Below are 15,982 nucleotides of genomic sequence, written 5' to 3' on the forward strand. Positions count from 1 at the left end.
TAAAGGCCGATAGTTTTTTGCTTGTAAACAAATGAAAGCAAAGCCAGGGGCGCGCTTAATCTTGCCATTAAATACTGTTTATAGCAGTGTTTAATTGCATAGTTGGGTTAGGTAAATAACTTATGGATTAAGAAACCGTAAAGAAATCCGGAAAGCTGCCGATATAGCAGGAGTAGCGTCACTCCCGGCGCGTAGATGTGAGGTGGATATGGACGTAAGCAATATTGCCAGCCTGGCCAGCAGCATGGCACAGCAACGTACCAGCAACGAAGTAGCGTTGACGGTATTCAAGAAGGCTATGGATATCCAAAGCACGACAGCAACGACCTTGCTCGATGCCATTCCTAAAGTCAGCTTGCCTGCCAACATCGGACAAAACGTCAATACCACCGCCTGATTGCCGACTTCCGGATTGTGGCAAGCTATGCGACCATAGCTGCACAATACGGTGGTTAGCACAGGAGATGGCATGACGATGGAAACGGCAGATGCGGTATTGAGATTCTGGTTCGGCGACGAATCTGACGACACTAAAACCGCGACACAACAAAACAAGCTCTGGTGGTCCAAGGATACGGCAATGGACCAGGCCATCAGTGCCCGCTTCAAGGCCAGTACCCTGGCTGCCGCCAACGGCGAGCTGGATGAGTGGGCCGCGCAACCGCGTGACTTGCTGGCGCTGATCCTGCTGACGGATCAATTCCCGCGCAATATGTATCGCGGCTTGCCAACTTCATTTGCCTTCGATGCGCTGGCGCTACAATGGACGCTGATAGCGCTGGATCATGGCTTTGAACGTCATTTACGCCCGATAGAACGGGTCTTTCTTTACCTTCCGCTTGAACATTCCGAAGTGCTGGAGCATCAGCACCGTTCCGTACAATTGTTTGAACAGTTGCTGCAGGATGTGCCTGCATCGCATAAGGAAACCTTTGCAGGTTTTGTCCAGTTTGCGATCAAGCACAGGGATATCGTAGCGCGCTTCGGTCGTTTTCCGCACCGGAACGAGATCTTTGGACGTGAGACGACGGCAGAGGAGCATGCGTTTCTGCAAACGCCGGGCTCCTCGTTCTGATTTCTGATGGGAATATGCAAACAGCGGGCAGGGTGCCCGCTGTTTTGTTTCAGGCTGCTACTTTTGCTACCGGCCAGGCACGCATCGCGGCAGAGGCTATCGCCAGCAGTTTATCGCGGTCGCAGGTATCTCGAGCCTGCATAGTCATACCCTGCAGCACCGCAGCATAAAAATTCGCCAGCGTGGCAGCATCTATGCTGGTCGGCAGTTCACCTTCCTGTATGCCTTGTTCTATCCGCGCCGTGATCATGCCTTCGATATTCTCGCGGCGTTCGGTCATGACGGTTTGCACATGTTCGGCAGAAGCGGAGCAATTGGTAGCGGCCATGACGACCAGACAGCCGGGCGGGTGACTCGGACAGGTGTTATCAACGGCGCTGCTTTGCAATAAACGTTCGATGGCATCACGCGCGGTCGGTGCTTGCGCAAACATATCCTGCAGCGCGTCGCATCGTTTGGTGGAGTAGCGCTCCACCGCTTCCAGGAAGAGTTGTTCTTTGTCGCCGAAAGCCGCATACAGGCTGGGCGGCGTAATGCCCATCGCAGACGTCAGTTCGCTCAGCGATGCGGCTTCATAGCCGTAACGCCAAAACACCAGCATCGCGCGTTCCAGCGCAGCTTCCCGGTCGAAAGAGAGCGGCCGACCACCTTTTTTACGTGGTTTGTCGGTTTGTGCGGATTTATTTTCCATTTCCATAGCGATCGATAGTAAACCCCTTGACAGACGAAAACAAGCAATATACAGTCACATCATACTTTCATAGCGATCACTATGAAATATGAAAATGTCATGAAATTGAAATATTTAACGAAAATATTTTCTGGGCCTTGCGGCCATCAAGGATCGTTCTTTTAGTTTCTATCTATCAATACTTATTTACTTAGTAAACAGCGAGTGTACCAAATGAAAAACCGTCTCTACCAAATAACCGTTGTTGCTGCCAGTACGCTCGCGCTGTCTGCCGCGATGCGTAATGAGGCATTGCAAGACATGATTTACGACAGCGCTCTGACCGGCGGTGCTGTGTGGGCCGGTGCAACCGTCTCACTGGGCAACTTAGGTCTAAGCCTTCCTGCCCAGCACTAAATCATGCGCAAGACCGACATCATGCCACTAATTGCCGACACGCGTCGGCTGCCTGGCATTTTGTCGTTCCCGGATCCTGCAAGCAAAGCAGCGACCGGAGGGGAAAACGCGAAGCGATGTTGATTTTTCATCTTCAGGCTTAGCCCGGCACTTCTTAATTACCAATTTTTTACAGATTACTTTTCAGGGAATGAAAATGAAAACATCGACTACTCCACGTTTTTCCCGTAGCGCCATCGCGATCGCGGTCGGCGTCTTATTGATAGTAGGCGCGGCGACGGTATCACTTACCGGTCGTGCTGAAAAAACCCCCGCTGCCGCGCCAGCAGCAGTCAGTGTCACCGTCGCCAGCGTACTGGAACGCTCGGTCACCGAATGGGATGATTTCTCCGGACGGGTAGAAGCCGTCGAGCGGGTTGAGATACGGCCACGTGTGTCCGGCACCATCGATGCCGTGCATTTTCAGGATGGCCAATTGGTGAAGAAGGGCGCTTTGCTGTTCACCATCGACCCACGTCCATATAAAGCAGAGCTGGCGCGTGCCGAAGCTGCGCGTGCTGGCGCACAAGCGCGTCTGGCACTGGCCAAAACCGAACTCGAACGTACCAAGCGTTTGCTGGAAGAACGTGCAGTGGCACAACGTGAACTCGATACACGTGAAAATGCCTTGCAGGAAGCCGATGCGAATCTGAAAGCAACCGATGCAGCCGTATTGAGCGCGCGCCTGAATTTGCAATACACCGAAATCACTGCACCGGTTGCCGGTCGTGTTTCGCGTGCAGAAATCACCGTGGGTAACCTGGTCGCGACCGGCCCGACTGCACCAACGCTGACCACCGTGGTGTCGGTGTCGCCGGTCTACGTCAATTTTGAAATCGATGAACCTACTTATATCCGTTACGCAGGTAATGGCACGGTTGGTAATAGCGGTGTGAACCGCGTTCCGGTTTCTATCGGCCTGACTAGCGAAGACGGCTATCCGCGCAATGGTCATGTGAAGTCCTTCGATAACCGTCTTGATACCGGTTCCGGCACCATACGTGTACGTGCCGTATTCGATAACGAAGACGGCACACTGACTCCAGGCATGTATGCCCGCGTCCGTACCGGCGATGCGAATGCGAAGAATGCATTGCTGATTGACGACAAGGCAGTCGGTACCGACCAGGACAAGAAATACGTGATGGTGGTCGGTGCTGATAACAAAGCTGTATATCGCCCGGTCAGCCTTGGTCCTATCGTCGATGGCTTGCGCGTGGTACGTAGCGGCTTGCAAAAAGACGAGCGCATCGTCGTCAACGGTTTGCAACGCATACGTCCGAATGACACGGTGACACCGGAAGTTGTGAAGATGGATGCACGTGTTGCGAGTGCCAATACAGTGAAGCAGGCAGGGCAGGCGGCTTCCAGCGCAGTCAACTAATTCAGGAACGACCTGGCTGACTACGCTCCCCACATTTAAAAAGAAAAACTGAAATGAATATCTCTCGATTTTTTATCGATCGCCCCATCTTTGCCGGCGTATTGTCGGCCATCATCCTGATCGGTGGTTTGATCTCGATGCTGAACCTGCCGATCTCTGAATATCCGGAAGTCGTGCCGCCATCGGTGGTGGTCAAAGCCAACTTCCCGGGTGCCAATCCGCAAACCATCGCGGAAACCGTATCCACCCCGATAGAAGAACAGATCAACGGCGTCGAAGGTATGTTGTACATGCAGTCGCAGGCTACCTCTGACGGTCTGATGACGCTGACCGTTACTTTCAAACTCGGTGTCTCGCCAGACCAGGCGCAGCAATTGGTGCAGAACCGCGTCAACCAGGCGTTGCCACGCCTGCCTGACGTGGTGCAACGCCTCGGTGTGACCACGACCAAGAGCTCGCCCGACCTGACGATGGTGGTCCATCTGGTCTCGCCTAACGATCGCTACGACATGGCTTATTTGCGTAACTATGCCGTGCTGAACGTGAAGGACCGGCTGGCACGTTTGCAAGGGATAGGTGCCGTGCAATTGTTCGGCTCCGGTGACTACTCGATGCGCGTCTGGCTCGATCCACGCAAAGTAGCGGAACGTGGTTTGTCCGCCAATGATGTAGTCGATGCGATACGTCAGCAAAACGTTAACGTTGCGGCTGGTGTGATCGGTGCGTCGCCATCGGTGCCGGGTGTCGATTACCAGATCTCGGTGAATGCACAAGGTCGTCTGACGACCGAAGACGAGTTCCGCGCGTTCCCTGCTGAACAATAAGTCGGCGGTCGCGATTCCTATCTTCCAGTCACCTGGCTCCAACGCACTCGATATTTCGAATAATGTGCGCAAGACCATGATTGAGCTGAAGAAAGATATGCCGGAAGGCGTCGATTACAGCATCGTCTATGATCCGACCCAGTTCGTACGTGCATCGATCAAAGCGGTGGTACATACCCTGCTGGAAGCGATCCTGCTGGTCGTGATCGTCGTGATCATCTTCCTGCAAACCTGGCGCGCATCCATTATTCCTTTGCTGGCGGTACCGGTTTCGGTCATCGGTACGTTCGCAGTGATGATGGGGCTGGGCTTTTCGATTAATGCGCTGAGTCTGTTCGGGCTGGTGCTGGCAATCGGTATCGTGGTCGATGATGCGATTGTGGTGGTGGAGAACGTCGAGCGGAATATTGAAGACGGTCTGACCGCACGCGAAGCAACGTATAAGGCGATGCGCGAAGTGTCGGGGCCGATTATCGCGATTGCGCTGACTTTGTCGGCAGTGTTCGTGCCACTCGCATTTGTCAGCGGCCTGACTGGTCAATTTTTTAAGCAATTCGCATTGACGATCGCGATTTCGACTGTGATCTCGGCGTTCAATTCGCTGACCTTATCGCCTGCCTTGGCTGCCTTGCTGCTGAAGAGCCACGGTGCGCCTAAAGACAAATTCCAGCTGGCGATTGATCGTGCGTTTGGCTGGTTCTTTGTCCGCTTCAATAAAGTATTCCATCGCAGTTCGGAAAACTACGGTGGTGGTGTAACCGGCATCCTGAAACGCAAGACAGTTGCGCTGGGTGTGTATGCCGCACTGATAGGTGCGACCATGTTCCTGTTCCATCATGTACCGGCCGGCTTTATTCCTGGCCAGGATAAACAGTACCTGGTTGGTTTCGCACAATTGCCGGATGCATCGTCGCTGGATCGTACTGAAGACGTAATTCGTCAAATGTCTGAAATCGGTATGAAGACACCGGGCGTGGAATCGGCGGTAGCGTTCCCTGGCTTGTCGATTAACGGTTTCGTTAACAGCCCGAGCTCCGGCATTGTATTTATGACGCTCAAACCGTTTGACGAACGTCGCAGCAAAGACCTGAGCGGCCCGGCGATTGCACAGAAGCTGAACCAGCAAATGTCTGGCATCAAAGGCGCTTACATTGCGATGTTCCCGCCACCACCAGTGCAGGGCCTGGGTACCATCGGTGGCTTCAAGCTACAGATCCAGGACCGTGGTGCATTGGGCAAGGAAGCATTGGATGATGCGTTGAAAGCCTTCCTGGCCAAAGCCTACCAGGCACCTGAGCTGGCTGGCATGTTCTCCAGCTATCAAATCAACGTGCCGCAACTGTATGCGAACCTGGATCGCACCCGTGCCCAGCAACTGGGTCTGTCGGTACCGGCGGTGTTCGATACCTTGCAGGTTTACCTCGGTTCGCTGTACGTCAACGACTTTAATAAATTCGGTCGTACCTTCCAGGTGCGCGTGCAAGCAGATGCACCGTTCCGTGCCCATGCTGAAGACGTTGGTTTGCTGAAAGCGCGTAACAAGAATGGCGAAATGGTGCCTTTGTCGTCGGTACTGAAAATGACACAGAGCTATGGCCCTGATCAATTCATCCGCTACAACGGTTTCCCGGCAGCGGACGTGAATGGCGGTCCGGCTCCTGGTTACAGCACCGGTCAGGCGCAGGCAGTGGTAGAGCGCTTGCTGGCAGAAACATTGCCACGCGGCATCAGCTATGAATGGACCGAGATCACGTATCAGGACAAGATCGCTGGCGATACCTTGTTTGTGATCTTGCCGTTGGCGATGCTGCTGGTGTTCTTCGTGCTGGCTGCGCAGTATGAAAGCCTGACCTTGCCGCTGGCGGTGTTGCTGATCGTCCCTATGGGCTTGCTGTCGGCCATCTTCGGTGTCTGGTTGACGGGTGGCGACAACAACATCTTCACGCAGATCAGTCTGATCGTGCTGGTGGGGCTGGCTTGTAAGAATGCGATTCTGATCGTCGAGTTTGCGCGTGAACTGGAGCATCAGGGACGTGGCATCTACGAAGCAGCGATTGAAGCAGCGCGCTTGCGTCTGCGTCCTATCCTGATGACGTCGATTGCGTTTATCGCTGGTGTGGTACCGCTGATCCTGTCGACCGGCGCGGGCGCAGAGATGCGTCATGCGATGGGTGTGGCAGTGTTCTCCGGCATGATAGGTGTGACTGCGTTTGGTTTGTTCCTGACGCCTATCTTCTACGTGCTGTTGCGTACGCTGGAAAAGAAATTTACCCGCAAGAAGGCGGTGGAAGATGAAGCGTATGTCGCACATCACGCCCCGGTTGCGGTAGCGGATACTCCGCACAATTACGAGGTGTGATGATGAAGAAATTTAATTTATCCCTGAGCACGATGGTGGCGGCGCTGGTACTGGCTGGCTGCTCGACGGCGCGGCCGCCGGAACAGCTCAAGCTGGATTTGCCGACAGCCTACCGTGAGCAAGCCACTGCGCTGGATGGCGCATGGAAGCTGGCAGCACCGGCCGACAATAAAGATCGCGGTGCCTGGTGGAAGGTGTTTGGCGACGATCAATTGAGTGAGCTGATCGTGGAAGCCGGCAAGGCCAATCTGAATCTGGCGATTGCACTGGCGCGTGTGAAAGATGCACGTGCGATTGCCGGTGTGGTCGATGCAGATCGCGGCGTGCAGGTAGATGTTGGTGTCGGCCCGACCCGCAGTGGCAATGCGCAAGCTGCCAGCACCACGTATCGTGCGCCTTTGAGTTTCGGCTATGAAGTGGATTTGTTTGGCCGTCTGTCCGATGCCAGCCGTGCCGCCAAGCTGGATGCAGAAGGGCAGGAAGCTGCTTACCGTTCGGTCCTGCTGGCTTTGCAGTCTGACGTCGCGCAACAGTACTTCACGATACGTTCGCTGGATTCGGAACTCGAAGTTTTGCAAAAGACCGTGTCCTTGCGCCAGGAAGCACTGGAGCTGACACAGCATCGCTACAAGGCCGGTGACACCAGCGAGCTGGACGTGGCACAAGCGAAGACTGAATGGGCCACGACCAGTGCTGAACTGGAAGGCGTCAAGCGTCAACGTGCGCAACGTGACCATGCATTGGCGATTTTGCTCGGCAAGGCTCCGGCTGAATTCACCTTGCCTGCCGCGCCATTGGCTGCTGCCGTGGTGACGGTGCCATCCGGCCTGCCGTCCGATTTGCTGGAACGTCGTCCCGACATCGCCCAGGCACAGCGTCAGCTGGCAGCTTCCAGTGCGCGTATAGGCGCGGCCAAGGCAGCGTTCTTCCCGAAACTGCTGCTGACCGGATCGGCTGGTTACGAGTCGAATGAATTGCGCGATTTGTTCAAATGGTCGAGCCGCAGCTGGATGCTGGGCCCGGTAGTTGGCACCATACTCAGCATGCCTTTGTTTGATGGTGGTCGTAACCGCTCCAACCTGGAACGTGCCGATGCTAACTACGAAGCGCTGGTTGCCAACTATCGTCAACAAGTACTGGTCGGCTTCCAGGATGTCGAAGACAACCTGACCGCTTTGCGGACGCTGGATCGTCAGCTGCAGTTTGAAGACCAAGCCGTCAGCTCGGCGCAACTGGCTGCACGCCTGGCTGACTCACGTTATCGCTACGGTTCGGCCAGTTACTTTGAAGTGATCGATGCGCAGCGTTCCAGCCTGTCGACACAACGTTCGAAGATACGCAGTACCGGTCAGCGCGCCATCGCATCAGTGGGCCTGATACGTGCACTCGGTGGCGGCTGGGATACGCCCGCCGCCAAGGATGGCCTGGCACTGGCAGTCCAGCCATAAGTAAAGTTTGCGAGGTGCTGTAGTTGACGCCGATTGGAAGCAGTTTTCCAGTCGGCGTTTTTTTATCTGCTCACGATTGTGTACATCTGCCCGGCTGGTTTTCCATCCGGCAATGCCTGCTCCCATCTTTATGTGATGATCTTCACTTTTGCTTGCAATTGTTTGCGGCAAACTGCTGCCGTAAAAACGCGCCTTGCGATAATATGATGCAGCTATCGCGGTTCGGATAAGAATCGCACCATCCCACACATCGCTTATATTGAGGAGACAGCATGCTCAACCATCATTTTTCCAAAACGGCACTGGCAGTTTCATTGAGCCTGGTCGTTTCCGTGGCGTTTGCCGCATCACTGGCAGACCTGAGCAACAAGGACGCCACGAGTGGCGTCAAAGCGGCGCTGGAAAAAGGCGCAACCGTCGCCGTCTCCAAACTCGGTGTGGAAAACGGCTTCCTGAATAATGAAAAAGTAAAAATCGGTTTGCCCAGCGTGGTTGAAAAAGCGATGCCTATCCTGAAGATGACAGGGCAGGGCAAGAAAGTGGAAGAGTTGCAGGTGTCGATGAATCACGCAGCAGAATCAGCGGTCGCATTGGCCAAACCATTGTTGCTGGATGCGGTGAAATCGATGTCGGTATCCGACGCGAAAAATATCTTGACCGGGGGCGATACGTCAGTCACTGATTTCTTCCGGCAAAAAACAGCGACGCCATTAGGTGCGCAATTCCTGCCCGTCGTTAAAAAGATCACGGATAAGAATGGGCTGGCACCGCAGTACAACGCGATCATGGGCAAGGTAGGTTCCAGCGGTCTGGTGTCGCAAGATGAAACCACCGTCGAAGGCTACGTTACCAAACGCGCACTCGATGGCTTGTACACGATGATCGGCGAAGAAGAGAAAGCGATACGCCAGGATCCGGTTGGTGCCGGTAGTGCCATCCTGGGCAAAGTCTTCGGCGCCTTGAAGTAAGCGCGCGTTTAACTTTCAAAAATGGCCGGCGGCTCATATGAGTCCGTCGGCCAAAGTATTTTTAGCGACCGCATCGAACACCAGTATCGGCGCTTGCGCATTCGTAGAGACAGGCGGAGGTTCGATAGCCTGATTCTGCGCATTGCGTTCATTGCGTCTGTATTCGATCGGCGAGATCTGCAAATGCTTGCGGAATAGTTTGGAGACATGCTCGCCATTTAAAAAGCCACAACGCCGGGCTATTTTATCGACTCGTAAATCTGTCCGCGCCAATTGCTGACGTACTGCATCGAGACGCAGGTGCAGCAGGAATTCATGAGGTGTCCATCCGGTTTCGCGTTTGAACTGCCGCTGGAAATTACGTTCGCTCATGGAAACGTAGTTGGCTGCATCGATGATGCTGATCGCTTCTGCCATATGCTCGACAAACCAGCGCGACGCTTGCTGTATCTTTGTGCAGCTTACAGGCTCGGTGATTTTTGTCGGTCTGACCGGAATCTGTTCACGTCGACGCTGCGTTACCTGCAGGCTTTCAGCGACACGTTTGGCAACGCTGCTGCCTAAATCATCTTCCAGGAAAGTAAGTGCGAGATCCGTCGCCATGCCGACATCGCTGGCAGTAAATATCCCGTCATCTTCAGTAGTGCTGGCATCTCGTTCGACTTTAATCTGCGGAAATTCTCGTATCAATTTATCTTGCAGTGCCCAATGTGTGGTCGCACGTTTCTGATCCAGCAAACCTGCTGCCGCCATCACAAAGACGCCGGTACATACTGCGCCTATGCGTCTTACATTGGCATTCGCATCCTGCAGCCAGCCAACCAGACCCGGATCACGATAAGCATCAAAGTTGCCGGTGCCGCTGGCTATCAAGATTGTGTCGAAGTTGTGGTTGTCGTGTGGGGGCAGAGGAAGAGTCATGATCTGCACGCAAGTGGAAGATCGTATGATGCCGCCGTTGAGAGACAGCAATGAAATTGCATATCCGGACTGACCTGCAAAGACTGAGGAAATTAATCTGTCTCCGACGCCGAACACATCTGCTGCACCAATTACGTCAGCAAGTATGACGCCTTCAAAAACGATGATTCCTATGTGCCTGATGGTCCGTGTAGATTCGGATAGAGCCGGTAACTTGAAAGACATTTGTTCCATGTCATATCTCCCGCCTAACTTATATTCTTATTTCTTCTATTCACTAAATAAAAAGTATATTGCCGGTGAATAATAATTTTAGAAGTCGATGAAGGTGAGATGATTGCCTAAGGTCATGATTAAAATCACCTTTTAAATATATGCTTATTTAATCCAGAGTGCACTTACTTTTGCTGTGAAGCACATTACGATTTGTGAACCTTTGTTTCGCATTACTTGCTCTCAAGCATGTCTTTCAAACGAGCATTCTCCAGAGCAAGTTCTGCGACGATTTGTTTAAGCTTGTTGTTCTCTTCCTGCAGGCATTTCAAGTCTTGCGGAAAGCCGGGCAGTGCGCTGTAACGTTTCTTCCAATCAAGAAACGTATGCTCGGATACACCGGCTTGCCGCAAGACATCTTCCAATGGAATGCCTAGTTCTTCTTGCTTCAAGGCAGCTGCGATCTGATCGCTGGTTATCGTTCGCTTCATCGCAGGGCCTTTGTTTCTGTTGATTACAGGAATTGTTTCTCTCAGAAAATTACAGCTGTGTACACTTGCTCAAGGCAATGGTTCCAGGCCCATGCGTTTGCGTACGATAGGGTCTGTATATTGGTCAGCCGAGCTTTGCATGACGGAATAAGTCTGCACAGGGTTAGCTGCATCTTGTTTCGGCGCGCTAGGGCAGGAACGACCGGTTGCTTCTATGGCCTTGCGATTGGCTTCGCTTTGGCACAGCAGCGCAAGCGCTACATCATTCATACCCATCGCACGGAATTCCCGCGAATCGAGACGACGTACGCAGGCTTCATCGACCATGGTGATACCGCCAGTCAAGCCGAAGCCGACTGCAGATACACCGAGGGACACAGAACCCATGCAGGTATCCGACAAGGTTGTGGTCAACGATGGAGCAAGTACGCCAGGTACATTTTTAACGGTGTAGCTGCCGCCGTAGTCGACGGTCGCTTTAGTGTTGTTGGCACTGCTGCCTGGTGCGCCGACGTCACCCAATGCCGCTGCTGCAGGTGAGGCACCACCACCGGAGCCTGTATTCACCGACACGTTCACATTCGACGCACCACCACTTGCCGAGCCGCCGGTCGCACTACCACCGGTCGCTGCACCACCTGCACCACCTGCGCCGCCGGTGGCAGATGAAGATGAATTGGATGTGGGGACTGCGCTTCCGCCTGATCCGGAGCCAGATCCACCATGTCCGTGCGGGCTTCCTGCCCATGCTGGCAAGGCAAACATTGAGGCTACCAGCAGGCCTATAAGATTGCTTTTCATGGCTGCTCCATCACAATGACGACTCTTTTAAATGAGGAAGAGAGTTGCCTCTCTTCCTGCTTGGCTATCTGTTCGATAGCTGAGTTGCTTCTGGCTTAGTGAGTAGCGATTGCAGCCGAATTGCCGCCATTGCCACCATTGCCGCCAAACGCTGCACCGCTCTTCGTATCGCCGCCGATAGTCACCGACTTGCCATTGCCGGCGTAGTTGCCGTTGCCGCTGCCGGAGGCTGCGTCACCGGTGGACGATTTGGTTTGTCCGCCGACTGCAAGGGAATTGCCGTTGAGTTTCTGCGTTGCTGCTGCATCGCCAGCCTTTGCGCTGCCACCACCGCTGCCGCTATTGTGGCTTTGTCCGCCACGGTTGCCGTGGCCGCCACCGGATGGTGCTGCTGCTCCGACTTTAGCGGTGTTGCTGACGGTGGCATTTGTGTCGCCACCGAATGACTTAACACCGCCGGTACCTGTCCAGTTGCCGCCGGTATTTGCCGTGCCGCCGAAATTGTTTTGGTTTGCATTCCCGCCGCTGGCGTTGCCGCCTGTGGTCGAGCCGCCTGTAACGTTCCCTGATGTTGCGCTGCCACCGGCACCACCAGCACCACCGACTGAGGCTGCTGATATGTTGCCGCTAGGTGCTGGCATGGAAGGACCCCCATAACCACCATGGCCGCCACCTGCAAATGCAGCTGCTGCGAACAATGAGGTGATGGCTGCTGCAATGATGTGCTGTTTCATTTTTGATTCTCCTGAATGTGGATAGAGTGTTGTTTACCTTGATGTCTCATTCAAAGTCACCGGAGGACAGATAGAAAAGTATTTGAATTAACACCTGTCTTCGGATCAATCCACTTGTGCCAGCGGCCTACTGGTTTCGTTTGGATTGGCTTGATATTAGGTCGCGGAATCTTTTTCTTAGCGACAAAACCTTGGCTGCTTCAGACACCGACGCGTGGCGGGTTTTGACAGATTGTTGACAGATGTTTGTGATGTATTAGTAGGTATTTTTGATGTGTATAGGCTGTTATATGAAGTAAAAATTCGTGCTTAAAATTTAGGCATTTTCATAGACAGAGTTGCGTGATTTTTACTTTTGCTTTTTTGTGATTACTGATGGGTTTTAATACTTGAAGAATTTGATAAACGACGAAAAAAAAGCACCCGTTAAAAACGGGTGCTTGTCGTTTTGATTGCAAAAAAAATGGCGCGATACAGATCGTTCTATCTATGTCGACGTTTGTAAATTCATGCGTGAATTATTTTTTTCAAAAACCTTCAAGTACGATTTTCCCTTTGGCTGTATTGCTCTCGAGCAATGAGTGCGCGCGTTTCAGATTGGCTGCATTAATGGTGCCGAAATTTTCCGCGACCGTGGTTTTGATGGTTCCTGCGTCGATCAGGCGCGCGACTTCATTCAGCAATTCGTGTTGCTTGTGCATGTCGGCTGTGGCGAACAGGGCGCGTGTGAACATGAATTCCCAATGCAGGGAGATGCTCTTGCGTTTCAGCAAGCGGCAATCCAGCGCGACCGGATCATCGATCAGGGCCAGCTTGCCTTGTGGTGCAAGCGCCTCGACTATCTCTGCAAAATGCTGATCAGTCTGGTTCAGGCTGGCGACGTATTTAACATTTTCGATGCCGATTTTTTTCAATTCCTGACTTAAGGGGAGTGAATGGTCGATGACGTGATGCGCGCCGAGTTCGCGTACCCATTGCTGTGTTTGTGGGCGTGAAGCGGTACCGATCACAGTCAGGCCGGTCAGTTGGCGCGCCAGTTGCACCAGGATGGAACCGACGCCACCAGCGGCACCGATGATGAGGATGGCCTCCTTGCTGTCGGTCTGGACTTCAAGCCGTTCGAACAAGAGTTCCCATGCCGTGATCGCGGTCAGGGGCAAGGCGGCGGCTTGTGCAAAGTCCAGTGAGGCGGGCATATGGCCGGTAATGAATTCATCGACCAGGTGCAACTCGCTATTGGTGCCCGGACGTGCAATTGATCCGGCATAGAACACGCGATCACCCGGTTTGAACAAAGTCACTGCGTCGCCGACTGCACGCACGATGCCTGCAGCATCCCAGCCTATAACTTTGTATTCACCATCTGGCGGTGTGGCGCTGCTGCGTACTTTGACGTCGACCGGATTCACCGAGATGGCCTGGACTTCCACCAGCAGGTCATGGCCGCTGGCGACCGGGTCGGGCAGGGTGACGTCGAGCAATGAGTTTTGATCTTTGATCGGCAATGCTTGTTGATAGGCGACGGCTTTCATGCTGGGCTTCCTTTTAAAAATGAATGGCTAGGCGGTGATTTACAAGCTCATGCACGCAGTTTCCGCTATATTCTCTTTATTGAAAATACGTTGAATTAACTATCACTTTCAAAAATAAAATGAAAATACCGCGTATTGAGGATTTAATGCTTTTCGTTCGTGCTGCCGATTGCGGCGGCTTGTCGGCCGCTGCACGCGAACTGGATATCGCTCCGGCTGCTGCCAGTGCTGCGCTCAAGCGTCTGGAAGCGGCCTTGGGGGCGCGCCTGTTCGTCCGCTCTACGCGTAGTTTACGGCTGACGACGGATGGTGAACGTTATCTGGTGCACGCGCGTGTGGTATTGCTGGCAGTCGACGAAGGTGCGGCCAGCGTGGCGCGTGATGCGCAAACGATAGGTGGTGATTTGAGTTTGTCTATTCCGTCTGATCTCGGGCGCAATGTGATGTTGCCGTGGCTGGATGCGTTCCAGGCGCAGCATCCGGCGATACGTTTGCGTATACGAATCAGCGACCGGCTGGCTGACCTGTATCGCCAGACGATAGATGTGGCGATACGGTATGGCGAGCCGGAAGATTCCGGCATGGTGGCTTTGCCGCTGGCGCCGGATAACCGGCGCGTGCTGTGTGCGTCGCCGGCTTATTTCAAACGGCATGCTGTGCCGAAGAAGCTGAGCGACCTGCAATCGCATAATTGCCTGCGCTTTGTGTTGGGCGATGCGATCCATGAGCGCTGGGATTTCTGGCGCAACAAGAAAATGGAAACCATCGTGGTGGACGGTGATCGCATCAGCGATGACGGCGACCTGGTGCGGCGCTGGGCGCTGGCGGGGAATGGCCTGGCTTATAAGTCGCGGCTTGATGTCAGCAACGATTTGAAGAAGGGACGCCTGATAGCTGCGTTAAGCAACTATCAGGGTGAACTCGCGCCGTTGAACCTGGTGTGCGCGCATCGATTGATGCTGTCACCAGCGGTGGTCAGCTTGCGCGATTTTCTGCGTCAGCACCTGGAGCAACTGAAGGAAAATTGAGCAGAAGAGCTGAAGTCAGTCAGCTCAGACTTTCATGTCGCTCTTGATCCAGGCTAAGACCGAAGTATGCGTTGGTTTCCAGCCCAGTTCCTGGCGTGCCAGTGCAGCGGTAACACGGCTGTTGGAACCAAAGGAGTAGACGGCGTGACCGAAGCCCCATTCCTTGATGGCTTCTTCTACTGGCCATGATTGCGGCTCGCCCAGTTGCAGGCGTTGTGCGATAGCGGTAACGATCTCGGCATACGATGCTTCACCATTTTCCACAAAGTAGAAGGAACCGGCGGGCGCTTTTTTCAGGGCGAGCAGATACAGCTCGACCACATCCTTGATATGCACGTTGGACCAGACGTTGACACCGTTGCCGACGTAACGTGCGATGCCACTTTTTTTCGCTTGTGCGACCAGCGGTGGGATTTGCACGCTGTCAGGGCTGGCACCGAGGCCGGTACCGTAGATCATGGTGTTGCACAGGATGACGGAACGTACATCGCGTTTGGCTGCGTCGCGTATCAATTGATCGAGGGAGGCACGTGCGGCTTTTTCCGGTACGACCGCGACGGGTGTGTCTTCCGCATAGACCTTGTCCGATTTCCATACACCCCGTGCATCGTCGCCGACCACGCTGGAGCCGCTGGTGTGGATGAAGGCCTTGCCGGAGCCAGCCAGCGCGTCCAGCAGGGCTTCGACTGATGGTCGGTGATCCGAGCTGGCGGCATTGATGACGGCATCTGCCTGCTGGGCTTCACGCGCCAGGATGGCGGCGTCGTCGAGCGTGCCGATGACCGGTTCTATGCCCAGTTGTTTTACTTTTTCTGCCTGTTCTGCGGTGCGCACCAGGCCGCGTACGGCATAGCCTTCCTGCAACAAACGCGCTGCGACCGAACCGCCGATATAACCTGCTGCACCGGTAATAAATACTTTCATGATCTTGTCCTTATGTAGGTAGCGCTGCACGGCTTGCGTATAGCGCCAGGTGTCCGGATTTCCAGGCTATTGCCGGGAACTGATGGGCACACTATGCCGGTATTTATTGTTGAGAAAAATAGCTGTACTATCAAATAATATTTGCGTTTTAATC

At 53.8% G+C, this 15,982-nt stretch carries 14 protein-coding genes and 1 pseudogene; 8 read left to right on the forward strand and 7 right to left on the reverse strand.

The window, feature by feature from the left end; translation table 11 throughout:
* The first annotated feature begins 208 nt into the window (after positions 1-208).
* Together IXC47_RS06520 and IXC47_RS06525 are read left to right on the forward strand one after the other, a co-directional pair.
* Complete coding sequence (locus tag IXC47_RS06520; RefSeq protein WP_124573964.1) at positions 209-397, forward strand: YjfB family protein; 189 nt, start codon at positions 209-211, stop codon at positions 395-397.
* Positions 398-469: 72 nt separating this feature from the next.
* Positions 470-1,075, forward strand: a complete 606-nt coding sequence (locus IXC47_RS06525) for a DUF924 family protein (RefSeq protein WP_217703469.1) — start codon at positions 470-472, stop codon at positions 1,073-1,075.
* A gap of 49 nt (positions 1,076-1,124) precedes the next feature.
* On the opposite strand, the gene IXC47_RS06530 is transcribed toward IXC47_RS06525, so the two are convergent.
* Complete coding sequence (locus IXC47_RS06530) at positions 1,125-1,766, reverse strand: TetR/AcrR family transcriptional regulator (RefSeq protein ID WP_175626787.1); 642 nt, start codon at positions 1,764-1,766, stop codon at positions 1,125-1,127.
* Between the two features lie 213 nt (positions 1,767-1,979).
* Between IXC47_RS06530 and IXC47_RS06535 the strand changes: the two genes are divergently transcribed.
* The 5 genes and pseudogenes from IXC47_RS06535 to IXC47_RS06555 all read left to right on the forward strand — a co-directional run bounded on the left by IXC47_RS06535 (position 1,980) and on the right by IXC47_RS06555 (position 9,184).
* Positions 1,980-2,162 carry a hypothetical protein gene (locus IXC47_RS06535; protein ID WP_195875049.1) on the forward strand — a complete coding sequence of 61 codons (183 nt, stop codon included), beginning with the start codon at positions 1,980-1,982 and terminating at the stop codon, positions 2,160-2,162.
* 196 nt (positions 2,163-2,358) lie between these two features.
* Positions 2,359-3,585, forward strand: a complete 1,227-nt coding sequence (locus IXC47_RS06540; RefSeq protein WP_195875050.1) for an efflux RND transporter periplasmic adaptor subunit — start codon at positions 2,359-2,361, stop codon at positions 3,583-3,585.
* A 53-nt stretch (positions 3,586-3,638) separates the two neighbouring features.
* A pseudogene (locus tag IXC47_RS06545) lies at positions 3,639-6,768 on the forward strand (efflux RND transporter permease subunit).
* Between the two features lie 2 nt (positions 6,769-6,770).
* Positions 6,771-8,216 (forward strand): efflux transporter outer membrane subunit, encoded by a 1,446-nt coding sequence (locus tag IXC47_RS06550; protein ID WP_195875084.1) that lies wholly within the window; start codon positions 6,771-6,773, stop codon positions 8,214-8,216.
* A 272-nt stretch (positions 8,217-8,488) separates the two neighbouring features.
* Positions 8,489-9,184, forward strand: coding sequence for a DUF4197 domain-containing protein (locus IXC47_RS06555; RefSeq protein ID WP_175626791.1), 696 nt, complete (start codon positions 8,489-8,491; stop codon positions 9,182-9,184).
* A 33-nt stretch (positions 9,185-9,217) separates the two neighbouring features.
* Here IXC47_RS06555 and IXC47_RS06560 read toward each other — a convergent pair whose 3' ends face one another.
* The 5 genes from IXC47_RS06560 to IXC47_RS06580 all read right to left on the reverse strand — a co-directional run bounded on the left by IXC47_RS06560 (position 9,218) and on the right by IXC47_RS06580 (position 13,876).
* Positions 9,218-10,339, reverse strand: a complete 1,122-nt coding sequence (locus IXC47_RS06560; protein ID WP_195875051.1) for a GlxA family transcriptional regulator — start codon at positions 10,337-10,339, stop codon at positions 9,218-9,220.
* Positions 10,340-10,551: 212 nt separating this feature from the next.
* The gene (locus IXC47_RS06565; protein WP_124573971.1) at positions 10,552-10,809 is read right to left on the reverse strand and encodes a transposase; all 258 of its coding nucleotides are present in this window, start codon (positions 10,807-10,809) and stop codon (positions 10,552-10,554) included.
* Between the two features lie 69 nt (positions 10,810-10,878).
* Complete coding sequence (locus tag IXC47_RS06570) at positions 10,879-11,610, reverse strand: histidine kinase (RefSeq protein ID WP_195875052.1); 732 nt, start codon at positions 11,608-11,610, stop codon at positions 10,879-10,881.
* A 95-nt stretch (positions 11,611-11,705) separates the two neighbouring features.
* Positions 11,706-12,344 (reverse strand): hypothetical protein, encoded by a 639-nt coding sequence (locus IXC47_RS19465; RefSeq protein ID WP_195875053.1) that lies wholly within the window; start codon positions 12,342-12,344, stop codon positions 11,706-11,708.
* A 527-nt stretch (positions 12,345-12,871) separates the two neighbouring features.
* A complete protein-coding gene (locus tag IXC47_RS06580; protein WP_195875054.1) occupies positions 12,872-13,876 on the reverse strand; it encodes a zinc-binding alcohol dehydrogenase family protein in 1,005 nt (334 codons plus the stop codon).
* Positions 13,877-14,001: 125 nt separating this feature from the next.
* Between IXC47_RS06580 and IXC47_RS06585 the strand changes: the two genes are divergently transcribed.
* The gene (locus tag IXC47_RS06585; RefSeq protein WP_195875085.1) at positions 14,002-14,904 is read left to right on the forward strand and encodes a LysR family transcriptional regulator; all 903 of its coding nucleotides are present in this window, start codon (positions 14,002-14,004) and stop codon (positions 14,902-14,904) included.
* 24 nt (positions 14,905-14,928) lie between these two features.
* Here IXC47_RS06585 and IXC47_RS06590 read toward each other — a convergent pair whose 3' ends face one another.
* On the reverse strand, positions 14,929-15,828 hold the full coding sequence (locus IXC47_RS06590) for an NAD-dependent epimerase/dehydratase family protein (RefSeq protein WP_195875055.1): 900 nt from the start codon (positions 15,826-15,828) through the stop codon (positions 14,929-14,931).
* Positions 15,829-15,982 lie beyond the last annotated feature (154 nt).

It is taken from the genome of Herminiimonas contaminans (assembly GCF_015645465.1).
Classification (GTDB): Bacteria; Pseudomonadota; Gammaproteobacteria; order Burkholderiales; family Burkholderiaceae_D; genus Oxalicibacterium; species Oxalicibacterium contaminans.

Coding starts and splice junctions, on each gene's coding strand:
- IXC47_RS06560 (WP_195875051.1), bottom strand. CDS start 10,339: ATGGAACAAATGTCTTTCAAGTTACCGGCTCTATCCGAATCTACACGG.
- IXC47_RS06555 (WP_175626791.1), top strand. CDS start 8,489: ATGCTCAACCATCATTTTTCCAAAACGGCACTGGCAGTTTCATTGAGC.
- IXC47_RS06590 (WP_195875055.1), bottom strand. CDS start 15,828: ATGAAAGTATTTATTACCGGTGCAGCAGGTTATATCGGCGGTTCGGTC.
- IXC47_RS06520 (WP_124573964.1), top strand. CDS start 209: ATGGACGTAAGCAATATTGCCAGCCTGGCCAGCAGCATGGCACAGCAA.
- IXC47_RS06580 (WP_195875054.1), bottom strand. CDS start 13,876: ATGAAAGCCGTCGCCTATCAACAAGCATTGCCGATCAAAGATCAAAAC.
- IXC47_RS06540 (WP_195875050.1), top strand. CDS start 2,359: ATGAAAACATCGACTACTCCACGTTTTTCCCGTAGCGCCATCGCGATC.
- IXC47_RS06535 (WP_195875049.1), top strand. CDS start 1,980: ATGAAAAACCGTCTCTACCAAATAACCGTTGTTGCTGCCAGTACGCTC.
- IXC47_RS06530 (WP_175626787.1), bottom strand. CDS start 1,766: ATGGAAAATAAATCCGCACAAACCGACAAACCACGTAAAAAAGGTGGT.
- IXC47_RS19465 (WP_195875053.1), bottom strand. CDS start 12,344: ATGAAACAGCACATCATTGCAGCAGCCATCACCTCATTGTTCGCAGCA.
- IXC47_RS06550 (WP_195875084.1), top strand. CDS start 6,771: ATGAAGAAATTTAATTTATCCCTGAGCACGATGGTGGCGGCGCTGGTA.
- IXC47_RS06525 (WP_217703469.1), top strand. CDS start 470: ATGACGATGGAAACGGCAGATGCGGTATTGAGATTCTGGTTCGGCGAC.
- IXC47_RS06565 (WP_124573971.1), bottom strand. CDS start 10,809: ATGAAGCGAACGATAACCAGCGATCAGATCGCAGCTGCCTTGAAGCAA.
- IXC47_RS06570 (WP_195875052.1), bottom strand. CDS start 11,610: ATGAAAAGCAATCTTATAGGCCTGCTGGTAGCCTCAATGTTTGCCTTG.